Annotated in this window: 12 protein-coding genes; 2 read left to right on the forward strand and 10 right to left on the reverse strand. The window is 63.8% G+C overall.

All coding sequences use genetic code 11. The features are described 5' to 3' along the window. Nucleotides 1-60: 60 nt before the first annotated feature. The 8 genes from rseP to rpsB all read right to left on the reverse strand — a co-directional run bounded on the left by rseP (nt 61) and on the right by rpsB (nt 7489). Entirely contained in the window at nt 61-1422 is a 1362-nt protein-coding gene (gene rseP, locus N4T19_RS06905) for an RIP metalloprotease RseP (RefSeq protein ID WP_260719729.1), read from the reverse strand. A gap of 55 nt (nt 1423-1477) precedes the next feature. Then, complete coding sequence (ispC, locus tag N4T19_RS06910; RefSeq protein ID WP_260719730.1) at nt 1478-2656, reverse strand: 1-deoxy-D-xylulose-5-phosphate reductoisomerase; 1179 nt, start codon at nt 2654-2656, stop codon at nt 1478-1480. Nucleotides 2657-2664: 8 nt separating this feature from the next. Continuing rightward, entirely contained in the window at nt 2665-3519 is an 855-nt protein-coding gene (locus N4T19_RS06915; RefSeq protein WP_260719731.1) for a phosphatidate cytidylyltransferase, read from the reverse strand. Between the two features lie 61 nt (nt 3520-3580). Further along, entirely contained in the window at nt 3581-4294 is a 714-nt protein-coding gene (gene uppS / locus N4T19_RS06920; protein ID WP_260719732.1) for a polyprenyl diphosphate synthase, read from the reverse strand. Nucleotides 4295-4321: 27 nt separating this feature from the next. Continuing rightward, complete coding sequence (frr, locus tag N4T19_RS06925) at nt 4322-4882, reverse strand: ribosome recycling factor (RefSeq protein ID WP_021026558.1); 561 nt, start codon at nt 4880-4882, stop codon at nt 4322-4324. Nucleotides 4883-4931: 49 nt separating this feature from the next. Beyond that, nucleotides 4932-5651, reverse strand: coding sequence for a UMP kinase (gene pyrH, locus N4T19_RS06930; protein ID WP_116924199.1), 720 nt, complete (start codon nt 5649-5651; stop codon nt 4932-4934). Between the two features lie 80 nt (nt 5652-5731). After that, nucleotides 5732-6622: a translation elongation factor Ts gene (gene tsf, locus N4T19_RS06935; protein ID WP_021026556.1), complete on the reverse strand. Its 891-nt coding sequence runs from the start codon at nt 6620-6622 to the stop codon at nt 5732-5734. A 114-nt stretch (nt 6623-6736) separates the two neighbouring features. Then, nucleotides 6737-7489, reverse strand: coding sequence for a 30S ribosomal protein S2 (gene rpsB, locus N4T19_RS06940; protein WP_116924200.1), 753 nt, complete (start codon nt 7487-7489; stop codon nt 6737-6739). A gap of 352 nt (nt 7490-7841) precedes the next feature. Between rpsB and N4T19_RS06945 the strand changes: the two genes are divergently transcribed. Then, nucleotides 7842-9098: an NAD(P)/FAD-dependent oxidoreductase gene (locus N4T19_RS06945; RefSeq protein WP_116924201.1), complete on the forward strand. Its 1257-nt coding sequence runs from the start codon at nt 7842-7844 to the stop codon at nt 9096-9098. A 47-nt stretch (nt 9099-9145) separates the two neighbouring features. Next, complete coding sequence (locus N4T19_RS06950; RefSeq protein ID WP_260719733.1) at nt 9146-10723, forward strand: NAD(P)H-hydrate dehydratase; 1578 nt, start codon at nt 9146-9148, stop codon at nt 10721-10723. A 15-nt stretch (nt 10724-10738) separates the two neighbouring features. On the opposite strand, the gene N4T19_RS06955 is transcribed toward N4T19_RS06950, so the two are convergent. Then, complete coding sequence (locus tag N4T19_RS06955) at nt 10739-11497, reverse strand: SDR family oxidoreductase (RefSeq protein WP_116924203.1); 759 nt, start codon at nt 11495-11497, stop codon at nt 10739-10741. A gap of 94 nt (nt 11498-11591) precedes the next feature. After that, nucleotides 11592-13898: a ribonuclease R gene (gene rnr, locus N4T19_RS06960; protein ID WP_116924204.1), complete on the reverse strand. Its 2307-nt coding sequence runs from the start codon at nt 13896-13898 to the stop codon at nt 11592-11594. Nucleotides 13899-13910 lie beyond the last annotated feature (12 nt).

Here is a 13910-nt window from a genome sequence, read left to right on the forward strand (position 1 = left end):
TGGAATATGTCATTTGTGATAGCAACCAGAGCCGCTCATTATGCAGCAGGGGCAAGAAAGTCAGCCCAAGAGCCGAGACAAATCGTTAAAGAACGCAATGCACATCATGAGCAGCAAAACGGCTATACCGCCTTTTTGCAAGCGCTCCATCCATTGCAGGGTGGGTGGCTTGCCAGTGACAGCCTCCCAAAGATAATACATCAGGTGACCGCCATCGAGCACCGGTAGCGGCAGCAGATTGAGCACGCCCAGACTGACGCTGATCAGGGCCAAAAAGGCCAGGTATTGGGTGAGGCCGACCTCGGCAGATTTGCCCGCGTATTCGGCAATCGTCAGCGGCCCGCTGATGTTCTGCAGCGAGGCCTGGCCGATGACCATCTTGGCCATCATCTTGACCGTCAGCGCCGAGACTTCCCAGGTCTTTTGCGCACCCCGGGCAAGGCCTTCCCAGGGGCCATAGCGCACATCCACCATCGCAGGCGGCGCGCCGATGAACGCGCCCAGGCGCCCGATCTTGCTGCCCTTGTCCTCGCTTTGCGCGAGCTGCACCGGCACATGCAACTGCGCGCCGTTGCGCGACACCAGCCAGTCCTGCAGGGCAGGCACGCCCTGCTCGCCCGATGCGCGGATCATGCGGCGCAGCTCGCCGCCATCGCCCACGCGCTGGCCATCGATGGACAGCACCTTGTCGCCCTTGCGCAGCGCCGACTGGGCTGCGGCACTGCCCGCCTCAAAGTCGCCGAGCACGGCATCAGTCCAGGGGTGGGTCAAACCAATTTTGTCGACCAGCTTGGCATCGGCCTCGCGGGCATCGATGCTCGACAGCGGCAAGCGGTAGCTGCGCACTGCCGCGCCGGCACCGGGGCGGGCGCTCAGCACCACATCCTTGCCACCCAGCGCGGCCTGCGCCACAAACCAGCGCAGGTCGTCGAGCGAGCGCACCGCTTCAGGTTCCGCATCGGGGAAACCCATGGACACAATTTCTTCACCGCCTTGCAGGCTTGCCTGCGCGAGCAAGCTGGCAGCCGGCGGCGTGCCGACAATGGCGGCGGGCTCGCGCACGCCCACCCAGTTCACGCAGGCATAGAGCAGCACCGCCAGCAGCAGGTTGGCCAGCGGCCCGGCGGCCACGATGGCCGCGCGCGCGCGCAGCGGCTGCACATTGAAGGCCAGATGGCGCTCATGCGCGGCGACCGGCGCCTCGCGCTCATCGAGCATGCGCACATAGCCGCCCAGCGGAATGGCGCTGATGACAAATTCGGTGTCTGCGCCTTTTTTCTTCCAGCGCAACAGGGGGCGGCCGAACCCCAGCGAGAAACGCAGCACTTTCACGCCGCAAGCCACGGCCACGCGGTAGTGGCCATATTCGTGCACGGCGATCAAAACGGCCAGCGCAACGACAAATGCAACAACGGTCAACATTGCTCAAGCCCTTGCTATGAAAAACGCGATTCTACTGAGCCGGACAATAGCCCTGTCAAACGGCCAGCTCCGAAATAAGGCCTTGGGCATAGGCGCGCACCTCGGCATCGAGCGCCAGCAGCGCATCGATGCTGTCGGGCGCCTGCGGCTGCACGCCTTCGAGCGCCTGCGCATTGACCTGGTAGATCTGGTCAAAGCGCATGCGGCCGTCCAGAAAAGCGGCGACGGCCACTTCGTTGGCGGCATTGAGCACCGTGGTCGTGCCATGGGGCGCACGCAGCGCCTGCCAGGACAGGTGCAGGCCGGGAAAGCGTGTTGCATCGGCCTCTTCAAAGGTCAGCGCCGAGAGCTTGGCGAAATCCAGTGGCGCGGCGCCACTAGCCACGCGCTCGGGCCAGGCCAGGCCACAGGCAATCGGCACGCGCATATCGGGCGTGCCCAGCTGGGCCAGCACCGAGGCATCGCGCAACTGCACCATCGAATGCACGATCTGCTGCGGATGGATCACCACCTTGATCTGCTCGGGCTGCAGGTTGAACAGCCAGCGCGCCTCGATCACCTCCAGCGCCTTGTTCATCATCGTGGCCGAGTCGATTGAGATCTTGCGGCCCATCGCAAAGTTGGGATGGTTGCCCGCCTGCTGCGGCGTCACATCGCGCAAGCTCGCCGGCTCACGGGTGCGGAAGGGCCCGCCCGAGGCCGTGAGGATGATGTGGTCCACGCGCTGGGGCCAGACCGCAGGGTCTTCGGGCAGGCACTGGAAGATGGCCGAATGCTCGCTGTCGATGGGCAGCAAGGTCGCGCCGCCGTCAGCGACCGCATCCATGAAGAGCTGGCCACCAACGACCAGCGCTTCCTTGTTGGCCAGCATCAAGCGCTTGCCGGCCTTGGCCGCTGCCATCGCCGGGCGCAGGCCGGCGGCGCCCACAATGGCCGCCATCACCGCATGTACATCACTGTGGGAAGCCACCATCTCCAGCGCCGCCTCGCCTTCGAGCACTTCGACCCGGCTGCCTGCCGCTTGCAGGCCTTCGCGCAAAGCGGTGGCGGCGGAGGCACTGGTCATCACCGCATAGCGCGGCTGGAACTGCAGGCACTGCGCGAGCATCAGGTCCACGCGCGAATGCGCGCTCAGCGCGAAAATGCGGTAGAGGTCGGGGTGGCGCGCCACCACATCGAGCGTGTTGGTTCCAATCGAGCCCGTCGATCCGAGCACGGTAACTTGCATGGTCATCGCGAGGTTCACTTATCCAAAAATTGCAGCAGCATCAGCGCAAGCGGCACGGTCGGCAAGATGGCATCGATGCGGTCGAGCACGCCACCATGGCCGGGCAGCAGATGGCTGCTGTCCTTCATGCCGGCGCTGCGCTTGACGAGGGATTCCACCAGGTCACCGGCCACGCTCATGCCGGCCAGAAACACGCAGGACAGCACCATCAGCCAGGGCGAAAAATCCCAAAGCCGGCTGTAGAAGCTAGGCACCTGCACGCCAAAGTGGCGGTCCGCCCAGCTCCACACCAAGGCCATCAGCAGCACGCCCAGCGCGCCGCCCCATACGCCTTCCCAGCTTTTGCCCGGGCTGATGGCCGGCGCGAGCTTGTTCTTGGTAAAACGCAGACCGAACTGGCGGCCTGCAAAATAAGCGCCAATGTCGGCCATCCACACCAGGGCAAAGACCGACAGCAGAAAATTCACACCCATCCACTTGGCATGTGCAATGGCCAGCCAGGCCACCCACAGCGCCAGCACACCCACGACCAGGCGCAGCGCACGCGGAATGGGCGCCCAGCCAGGCACGCCACCCTTGAGCAAGAAGGCGGCCAGCAGCACCCAGGCGGCACCAGCCACCAGCCACACAGCGGGCAGCGCCGCCTGCGTCCAGCCCATGGCCCAGGCAGCGCCGCACAGCAGCAACGCGACAGCCCCCAGGCCGTACGCGGCCATGCCTTGCAGGCCATTGAGGCGCCCCCACTCCCAGGCCGCGGCGACCACGGCCAACAGCATCAACGCAGCAAAGGGAACCGGATTGGCCGCAGCGATGGCGGGCACCAGAATCAGCAGGAGAACAATGGCCGTGATGATGCGTTGTTTGAGCAAATGGATCTCCTGAAAAAACAAAACTGATGCCTACAGTAGCAGGCATCAGCGGGCAGGTGCACTACGAGGGGGACTGGACCAGTTGCTCGGACGTCTTGCCAAAGCGGCGCTCGCGCCGCTGGAATTCGGCCATCGCCTCGTCCAGAGCCTGCTCGTCAAAATCAGGCCACCACTTGTCACTGAAATACAGCTCCGAATAGGCCGATTGCCACAGCAGAAAATTGCTGATGCGCATCTCGCCACCGGTTCGGATCAGCAGATCGGGGTCCGGCACATGGGCCAGCGCCATGGCATCGTTGAGGGCCACTTCGGTGATGGCCTGGCCCGCAGCGGCCAGCTTGGCCGCCGCCTGGGCAATATCCCAGCGGCCGCCATAGTTGAAGCAGACATTGAGCACCATGCGGTCGTTGTGGGCCGTGGCCTGCTCGGCTTGCGCCAGGCCCGCCTGCACCTTGGCAGACAAGGAAGCGCGGTCACCGACAAAGAACAAACGGATGCCATCACGGGCCAGCGATGGCACCTCCTTGGCAAGTGCGCCGGCCAGCAGGTTCATCAGGCCATCGACCTCATCGGTCGGCCGGTTCCAGTTCTCGGAAGAAAAGGCAAACACGGTGAGCACCTTGACGCCGCGCTCGGCACAGGCCTTGGCGCAGCGGCGCAGTGAGTCCACCCCTTGCTTGTGGCCTGCCAGGCGTGGCAGAAAACGGCGTTTGGCCCACCGGCCATTGCCATCCATCACGATGGCAATGTGGTGCGGTATTGCAGCAGCAGTCATGCGCGGAAAAACAGATCCAGACCTGGATCAGACCGCCATGATGTCTTTTTCTTTCTCGACCACCAGCTGGTCGATCAGCTGGATGTGCTTGTCGGTGATCTTCTGCACCTCGGCTTCCGAGCGCTTTTGGTCGTCTTCCGACGCTTCCTTGTCCTTGACCAGCTTCTTGACACCTTCGTTGGCATCACGGCGCAGGTTGCGGATGGCGATCTTGGCGTTCTCGCCTTCGGCCTTGACCAGCTTGGTCATTTCCTTGCGGCGCTCTTCGCTCATCGGCGGCATCGGCACGCGGATCAGGTCGCCCATCGAAGCAGGGTTCAGGCCCAGGTCGCTTTCGCGGATGGCCTTTTCGACCTTGGCCGCCATGGCCTTTTCCCAAGGCGTCACGCTGATGGTGCGGCTGTCTATCAAGGCCACGTTAGCCACTTGCGACAGCGGCATCATCGAGCCGTAGTAGTCAACCTGGATGGTGTCCAGCAGCGCGGGATTGGCGCGGCCGGTGCGGATCTTGGTCAGGTTGTTTTTGAACGCGGCAATCGATTGGTCCATCTTGCCTTCGAGATTCTTCTTGATTTCAGCGACTGTCATTGTCAACTCCTAACTACCACATTCTGCACTTGCACACGCCAGCCGCCCATCAGGCGTAGACCAGCGTGCCCTCATCTTCACCCATCACCACGCGCTTGAGCGCGCCACTCTTGACGATGGAGAATACACGGATGGGCAGTTTCTGATCACGGCACAGGGCGAAGGCCGTCGCATCCATGATGCCCAGGTTGCGGCTCATCGCCTCATCAAAACTCAGCTTGGTGTAGAGCGTGGCATTGGGATCCTTCATCGGATCGGCCGTGTAGACACCGTCGACCTTGGTGGCCTTGAGCACCAATTCTGCGCCAATTTCAGCACCGCGCAGCGCCGCTGCGGTATCGGTGGTGAAGAAGGGGTTGCCCGTGCCTGCGGCAAACACCACAACCTTGCCCTCTTCAAGGTACTGCAGCGCCTTGGGGCGCACATAGGGCTCGACCACCTGCTCGATGCCGATGGCCGACATCACGCGGGCTGTCAGGCCCTGCTTGTCCATCGCATCGGCCAGCGCCAGTGCATTCATCACCGTCGCGAGCATGCCCATGTAATCGGCAGTGGCACGGTCCATGCCGACCGAGCCGCCGGCCACGCCGCGGAAGATATTGCCGCCACCGATCACGACAGCGACCTGAACGCCCAGCCGAGTCACCTCGGCAATCTCCTCGACCATCCGCACAATGGTTGCGCGGTTGATGCCAAAAGCATCATCCCCCATCAGAGCTTCACCGGAGAGTTTGAGAAGAATGCGCTTGTGGGCAGGGCTTTGGGACATGGTGGAGAGCTCCAGGTGTGGGGGATGGGTGAAAAAACGATAGGTGAAACAAAGGGGCCGTAGCCCCTTTGTCAGGATGATTACTGGCCCTTGGCGGCCGCAACCTGCGCGGCGACCTCGGCAGCGAAGTCATCCACCTTCTTCTCAATGCCCTCACCCACCACGTAGAGCGTGAAGCTCTTGATCGAGGTGTTGGCGGCCTTGAGCATTTGCTCGACGGTTTGCTTGCCGTCAGCGGCCTTCACGAAGACCTGGTTGAACAGCGAGACTTCCTTGAGGTACTTCTGCACAGCGCCGTCCACCATCTTGGCGGCGATGTCAGCGGGCTTGCCCGACTCTTCCGCCTTGGCGGCAGCGACGGTGCGTTCCTTCTCGATCAGCTCGGCAGGCACGTCAGCGCTGGTCAGCGCCACGGGCTTCATCGCAGCCACGTGCATGGCCACGTCCTTGGCCGCTTGCGCGTCGCCTTCGAACTCGACCACCACACCGATGCGGGTGCCGTGCAGGTACAGCGCCAGGTTGCTGCCTTCGAAGCGCTTGAAGCGGCGGAACGACATGTTCTCGCCGATCTTGCCGACCAGGCCCTTGCGCACGTCTTCCAGGGTGGGGCCAAAGCCGTCTTGCTCGTAAGCCAGTGCGCTCAGGGCCGCCACGTCGGCAGGGTTCTTTTCGGAGACCAGCTTGGCCGCTGCATTGGCCAGGGCGATGAAGCTGTCGTTCTTGGAGACGAAGTCGGTTTCGCTGTTGACTTCGATGATCGCGCCGTTGTTGCCTTCAACCACAGCGGCGATCACGCCTTCAGCGGCAATACGCGATGCTGCCTTGCCGGCCTTGGTGCCCAGCTTGACGCGCAGCAGCTCTTCGGCCTTGGCCATGTCGCCATCAGCCTCGGTCAGAGCCTTCTTGCATTCCATCATGGGCGCGTCGGTCTTTGCGCGCAGTTCTGCCACCATGCTTGCGGTAATTGCCATTTTTCTCTCTCCGTATTCAGTTCAGTTGGGGTGATTGTGGAAACGTAGGTAAAAAAAACGGGGCTAATCTGGAGCCCCGCTTTTCATTCGCGGCCCAATGGGCAGCCCTGTGGATTAAGCAGCGGTGTTTTCCACTTCCACAAACTCGTCGCCTTCTTCGCCGGCAGCAGCCTTGACCACGTCGTTCACGGCGTTGGCACGGCCTTCCAGGATCGCGTCGGCGATACCGCGAGCATACAGCTCCACAGCCTTGGCCGAGTCATCGTTACCAGGGATCACGTAGTCGATACCTTCTGGGTTGTGGTTGGTGTCAACCACGCCGATCAGAGGAATGCCCAGCTTCTTGGCTTCAGCGATGGCAATCTTGTGGTAGCCCACATCGATCACGAAAATGGCATCTGGCAGTGCGTTCATGTCTTGAATGCCGCCGATGTCCTTTTCCAGCTTTTCCAGCTCACGAGCAAACATCAGTTGCTCTTTCTTGCTCATCGATTCCAGACCTGCTTCTTGCTGGGCCTTCATGTCCTTCAGACGCTTGATCGAGGTCTTGACGGTCTTGAAGTTGGTCAGCATGCCACCCAACCAGCGTTGGTCGACGTAAGGCACGCCAGCACGTTGTGCTTCGGTGGCCAGGATTTCGCGCGCTTGGCGCTTGGTGCCCACCATCAAGATGGTGCCACGGTTGGCCGACAGCTGCTTGATGAACTTTTGTGCGTCCTGGAACAGAGGCAGGGTCTTTTCCAGGTTGATGATGTGAATCTTGTTGCGGCTACCGAAAATGTACTGGCCCATCTTGGGGTTCCAGAAACGGGTTTGGTGGCCAAAGTGGACGCCGGCTTCCAGCATCTCGCGCATCGTAACGGACATATATCTTCTCCGAAGGTTAGGTCTAAAATTCTGCCCCACTATCACGGCAGCCGTGCCTGTGCACCGCATGCCGCAACACCTTAGGTAGGCAGGTTTGCGATTTCGTTTTGAACCGATGCGGCAAGCCACACTCGGCAAAACCCTAGGATTCTAACATAGTCCGGCATGGGTCGCGAAGAAGTTGCACCAACCCCCACCTTGACGATTGCTTGCGTTTTTTGAACCACAGTGGCGCGCCTTACCACGGCAAGCGCAAAAAACTAGGCACAATCTGGCACTCGAACGCACGGCTTTTGCAAATGCTTGCACCGGCCGCGCCCCATCCTATGAACGGCCCCCTGTTTTTGTTGTTATGAAGATTGCGATCGTTGGAGCAGGCATTGCAGGTATAGCAACGGCCTTCGAGCTGATGGAGGCCGGCAACGAGGTCAGTATCTTCGAGCAGCACCGCGCAGCTGGCGAGGAGGCCAGCTTTGCCCCCTCAGGGCTGATGTGGCCTTGCGCGATCAATCCCTGGGGTGCCACCGCCTTCCAGCAAGCCTTGCAGCTGGGCATGTCGCGCCCGGCGTTTGCCGAGCTGCAGGTCCAGGGCAGCGTGCTCTCCTCTCCCCGCCGCTGGGCGCGCCGCCAGCAAGGCATTGCCAAAAAGCTGCGCGACCGCGAAACCCTGCCTGCGCTGCAGTCGCTGGAGCTGCTGGCCATGCAGCGCATGCAGCATGTGCAGGAAATGCTGGAGATCAACGGCCAGTTCAGCCAGGGCCTGCTGCTGCCGCTGCGCAAGGAGCCCAGCGCCGCTGCGCTGTATGAACTGACCCGGCGCCTGTCGGCCGCGCATATTGACTACCAGCGCTGCGACGAAGCCCAAACCCGCGCCATCGAGCCGGGCCTGGCCACCGAGATCCAGATCGCCGGCGCCCTGCACCTGCCGGAAGCTTGGTCGGGCAATGGGCGCTTGTTTTCGCAGGGGCTGCTGCAGGCGCTGCAAGCGCATGGCCTGCAGCTCCATACCCAGCAGCCCGTCAGCGGCATCCAGAGTGCAGGCCAGGGCGTGCGCGTGCAGCTGACCGCCGGCACGCAGGATTTCGATGCGGTGGTGCTCTGCGCCGGCGCCCACACCAACCAGCTGCTGCGCCCGCACCATGTGCAGCTGCCCAGCGCGCCTATCTATAGCTATAGCGCGAGCATCCAGATCAGCGAAGAGTCGCTGGCCCCGCGCCGCGCAATCATCGATCTGGAAAACAACATGATCCTGACGCGCCAGGGCTCGCGCCTGCGCATCAGCGGCGGCGCCGAGCTGGGCTACGCCGACAGCCCCGAGCGCAGCGATGACGCCCGCCACGCCCTGATCAGCGTGCTGCTCGAGTGGTTCCCCGGCTGCATCCAGCCGAGCCAATCGATCCTGCAGATGTGGCGCGGCGCGCGCCTGACGGTGCCCGATGGCCTGCCGGTTGTGGGCGCCTCCGGCATCCCGGGCGTCTGGCTCAACACCGCCCACGGCGGCTATGGCTGGGGGCTGTCGATGGGCTGCGCCCACCATGTGCGCCAGCTGGTCATGGGCCAGAGCACCAGCACCGCCCCCGAAGCGCTGGATCTTCACCGCCTGCGCTAACCAGCTGTACCAGCCACCCAGGCCAGGGCCTGCGCTACGATGGTGCCATGCCCGCTTCTGCCACTCTGCCCTATCCCGCCCTGCTCTCCAGCGACCAGGTTCGCGCGCGCGAGCAATCGCTGGCGGCCACGCTGCCCCACTACCGCCTGATGGCCCGCGCTGGCGAAGCCACAGCCCGCCTGGCCCTGGCGATTGCGCCGCATGCCCGGCATATCTGGGTGGCCTGCGGCGCCGGCAACAACGGCGGCGATGGCCTCGAAGCCGCCATCCATCTGCGAGCCGCCGGCAAGACCGTGCATATCAGCCTGCAGCCCAGCGCCGGCAAGGCCCTGCCCGCCGATGCCGCCCATGCGCTGCAACGCGCCCAGGCCGCAGGCCTGGCGATCAGCGCGCAACCGCCCGCCCATTTCGACCTGGCCATCGATGCAGTCTGGGGCATTGGCCTGAGCGCCGGCCGCAGCGCCCCCACCGAAGGCCCCGCGCTGGCCTGGCTGCAGCAGCTGCTGGAAACCGATCGCGATGTGCTGTGCATCGACACGCCCTCGGGCCTGCTGGCCGATACCGGCGCCTGGCTGCCATGGCTAGAACCCCTGGTGCCACAAGCCCCCAGAGGCCGCCGCTTCACGCTCAGCATGCTGGCCCTCAAGCCCGGGCTTTTTACCCTGCAGGGGCGCGACTGGGCCGGCGAGGTCTGGCTGGCACCGCTGTCGGCCCACAACCCGGTCTGGCGCTGTGACCGGATTCCTGCCGCCGATATGGATACCTCCTCAGGCACCGGCCAGTTGGTCATCCGCGCCCAAAACCCTCTGCCCACCCACAACAGCCACAAAGGCCTGTTTGGCGATGTCGGTGTCATCGGCGGCCAAAGCGCCAGCCACGATGGCCAGGGCATGGAAGGCGCCGCCATGCTGGCCGCCAGCGCGGCGCTGCATGCCGGGGCCGGCCGGGTCATGCTACATCTGCTGGGCAGCAGCTGCACATCGCCCAGGCCTGGCGGCATCGCGGCCGACATCATGCTCCGATCGCTGGAGGCCATGCGCGCACTGCGCGGCAGCCTGGTCTGTGGTTGCGGCGGTGGCAGCCTGGTCAGCGATGTGATTCCTCAGGCCTTGCCGCATGCAGGCAGCCTGGTGCTCGATGCCGATGCGCTCAACGCCATCGCCGCCCAAGCCGCTGTACAAACAGCGCTGCTGCAGCGGGCAGCCCAAGCCAGTGCGACTGGGCCCACGGTGCTCACCCCCCACCCACTGGAGCTGGCGCGCCTCTTGGGCAGCAGCACTGCGCAGATCCAGCGCGACCGCATAGGCGCCGCGCGCCAGGCGGCGCAGCAATGGCAGTGCCTGGTAGTGCTCAAGGGCAGCGGCTCGGTCATTGCCGCGCCAGATGGGCGCTATGCCATCAACCACAGCGGCAATGCCCGCCTGTCGATTGGCGGCACCGGCGATGTGCTGGCGGGCTGCATCGGCGCGCACCTGGCAGCGTTGCCGCCCGGCAGCAGCTGGGCGGAGGCCTGGCAGCCGCTGCTCCATGCCGTCTGGCTGCATGGCCATGCGGCCGATATCTGGCCGCCGGCACGCATGCTGACGGCATCGCGCCTGGCGCGCAGCCTGCAACGGCCAGGCTGACAACCAGACTCGGACTTAGCCGCGCCCCACAAACGGCATCTTGGTGGCCATCACCGTGTGGAACAGCACATTGCATTCCAGCGGCAGATTGGCCATATAGAGCACCGACTGGCCCACAACATCCACATCCATCAGTGGCTCGGGCGCAATCTCGCCATGCGCCTGCATGACGCCCTGGGTCATGCGCATCGCCAGCTCGGTGCCGGCATTGCCCACATCGATCTGGCCGACAGCGATGTTCCACTTGCGGCCATCGAGCGCGGCGGTCTTGGTCAGGCCCATCACCGCATGCTTGGTGGCGGTATAGGCAATCGACATGGGCCGGGGCGCATGGGCCGAGATGGAGCCGTTGTTGATGATGCGCCCGCCCATCGGCGACTGCTGGCGCATCACGCGAAAAGCCTGCTGCAAGCAATAGAACATGCCGTTGAGGTTGACATTGACAACATCCTGCCAGGTCTCGACCGGCAGCTCATCGATCGGCACCGCAGGCGCGCCGCGCCCGGCGTTGTTGAACAGCATGTCCACGCGGCCAAACTGGGCCACGGCCGCATCGAACAAGGCCTTGACCGCCACCGGGTCGGCCACATCGGTGGGCACCACCAGGGCCTGGCCGGCGTCTGCCACATGGCTGGCCACTTCCTGCAAAGGCTGCGCGCGGCGGCCGGCCAGCACCACCGACCAGCCGTCCTTCATCAAGGCCAGCGCCGCTGCGCGGCCAATCCCGGTGCCCGCACCGGTCACCACTGCAATCTTGCGCGTCTTCTCGGTCATCCGTACTCCTTCGATAGTTCTCAGCTCTGTGAACGAAAAAAGCCAGGCCATCCCGGGGATGGCCTAGCTTCGATCATAGTGAATTCACAGCCGATCAGCGGCGTTTGCGCGGTGTCTTCTGTCCCGGTTGTTTGCTCGCGCCGGCGCCCCGGTCATTGCCACGCGGCTTGCCGGCAGCATGCGCAGCACCCTTGGCCTTGCGCTTGAGGCTGGCGCGCTGGGCGTCATAGGCCTCATCGCGCCCCTCGCGCTGGCGGCTGGACGGCGACGACGCCACCTTGGCCGCACGGCCGTTGGAGGCCGGTGCGCGGGCTGCATCCTCACCCTCGCGCACCAGGCGGAAGTCGATCTTGCGCGCATCCAGATCCACGCGGCTGACCTGGATCTGCAGGCGGGTGCCAATCGTGTAGCGGATGCCGGTGCGCTCGCCGCGCAGCTCCTGGCGCATCTCGTCAAAGCGGAAGTAATCACCCCCCAGCTCGGTGATGTGGATCAGGCCTTCGACATAGAGCTGGTCCAAGGTCACGAACAGGCCAAACGAGGTGACGGCCGAGACCATGCCGCTGTACTCCTCGCCCAGGTGCTCGCGCATGTACTTGCACTTGAGCCAGGCTTCGACATCGCGGCTGGCCTCATCGGCACGGCGCTCATTGGCACTGCAATGCAGGCCCGCCGCTTCCCAGGCCTGCACTTCGCGCGATACGCGTTGCACACGCTCGGCCTGCAGCTTTTGCTTGGGGGCAGCCACCCGGCTGGCCAGCCGCTTGGCCAGCTTGGCCTCGGCCTCTCCAGGCGTGGGCAGCAGCGGCAGCTGGTAGCGCTTGCCCAGCAGGGCGGCCTTGATAACGCGGTGCACCAGCAAATCAGGGTAACGGCGGATCGGGCTGGTGAAGTGGGTATACGCCTCGTAGCCCAGGCCAAAGTGGCCGCTGTTGATCGGCGTGTAGATCGCCTGCTGCATCGAGCGCAGCAGCATGGTGTGGATCTGCTGGGCATCGGGCCGGTCCTTGGTGGCCTGGGCAATGGCCTGGAACTCAGCCGGACTCGGGTCGTCGCTGATCGACAAGCCCACCCCCATGGCCTTGAGGTAGCCGCGCAGGATGTCCTGCTTCTCGGGCGTCGGGCCTTCGTGCACCCGGAAGAGCCCGGGCTGGCCGCTTTGCTGGATGAAATCTGCCGCGCAGACATTGGCTGCCAGCATCGCCTCTTCAATCAGGCGGTGGGCCTCGGTGCGGGTGCGGGGCACGATTTTCTCGATGCGGCCGTTCTCGTCACAGATGATCTGCGTCTCGGTGGTCTCGAAATCCACCGCGCCGCGACGGCCACGCGCCGACAGCAAAGCCTTGTACACATCGTGCAGGTTGAGCAGGTCAGCCACACGCTCCTTGCGCTTGATCGCTTCCTGGCCCCGGGTGTTGGCCAGAATGGCCGCCACCTCGGTATAGGTAAAGCGCGCATGGCTGTGCATCACCGCAGGGTAGAACTGGTAGGCCTGCAGCTCACCATCGGCGGTGACCAGCATATCGGCCACCATGCACAGGCGGTCCACGTTGGGATTGAGCGAACACAGGCCGTTGGAGAGCTTCTCCGGCAACATGGGGATCACGCGGCGCGGAAAGTAGACGCTGGTGGCACGGTCGTAGGCATCAACGTCGATGGCATTGCCGTTCTGCACATAGTGGCTCACATCGGCAATCGCCACCAGCAGGCGCCAGCCCTTGGTGCGGCCAATCTTGGCGGGCTCGCAGTACACCGCATCGTCAAAATCACGCGCATCTTCACCATCGATGGTGACCAGCGGGATATCGGTGAGGTCGATGCGGGCCTTGCGGTCGGCCAGGCGCACCTTGTCCGGCAGCTTCTTGGCCAGCGCCAGGCACTCGTCCGAGAACTCATGGGGCACGCCATATTTGCGCACCGCAATCTCGATTTCCATGCCGGGGTCGTCGATCTCGCCCAGCACCTCGACAACGCGGCCCACCGGCTGGCCAAACAAGGCTGGGGGCTCGGTCAACTCCACCACGACAACCTGGCCGGTCTTGGCCGCGCCAATCGCCCCATTGGGGATCAGCACATCCTGGCCATAGCGCTTGTCCTCGGGCGCTACCAGCCAGACGCCGCTTTCCTGCAGCAGCCGGCCAATGATGGGCTGCGCGGAGCGCTCGATGATTTCAACAATGCGGCCCTCGGGGCGGCCGCGGCGGTCGGTGCGCACGATGCGGGCGCGGACCCGATCACGGTGCAGTACGGCGCGCATTTCATTGGCCGGAATGTAGATGTCGCTTTCGTTGTCATCCCGGATCACAAAGCCGTGGCCTTCACGGTGGCCTTGGACTACACCTTCAATTTCTTCTGACAAATTATCTGCTCCTGTTTTGGAAGCCGTTTTTTTGATATACAATCTGATTCTTTC

Source organism: Comamonas squillarum (genome assembly GCF_025309455.1).
Classification (GTDB): Bacteria; Pseudomonadota; Gammaproteobacteria; order Burkholderiales; family Burkholderiaceae_C; genus Comamonas; species Comamonas squillarum.

Coding starts and splice junctions, on each gene's coding strand:
- rseP (WP_260719729.1), bottom strand. CDS start 1,422: ATGTTGACCGTTGTTGCATTTGTCGTTGCGCTGGCCGTTTTGATCGCC.
- ispC (WP_260719730.1), bottom strand. CDS start 2,656: ATGACCATGCAAGTTACCGTGCTCGGATCGACGGGCTCGATTGGAACC.
- uppS (WP_260719732.1), bottom strand. CDS start 4,294: ATGACTGCTGCTGCAATACCGCACCACATTGCCATCGTGATGGATGGC.
- frr (WP_021026558.1), bottom strand. CDS start 4,882: ATGACAGTCGCTGAAATCAAGAAGAATCTCGAAGGCAAGATGGACCAA.
- pyrH (WP_116924199.1), bottom strand. CDS start 5,651: ATGTCCCAAAGCCCTGCCCACAAGCGCATTCTTCTCAAACTCTCCGGT.
- tsf (WP_021026556.1), bottom strand. CDS start 6,622: ATGGCAATTACCGCAAGCATGGTGGCAGAACTGCGCGCAAAGACCGAC.
- rpsB (WP_116924200.1), bottom strand. CDS start 7,489: ATGTCCGTTACGATGCGCGAGATGCTGGAAGCCGGCGTCCACTTTGGC.
- N4T19_RS06945 (WP_116924201.1), top strand. CDS start 7,842: ATGAAGATTGCGATCGTTGGAGCAGGCATTGCAGGTATAGCAACGGCC.
- N4T19_RS06950 (WP_260719733.1), top strand. CDS start 9,146: ATGCCCGCTTCTGCCACTCTGCCCTATCCCGCCCTGCTCTCCAGCGAC.
- N4T19_RS06955 (WP_116924203.1), bottom strand. CDS start 11,497: ATGACCGAGAAGACGCGCAAGATTGCAGTGGTGACCGGTGCGGGCACC.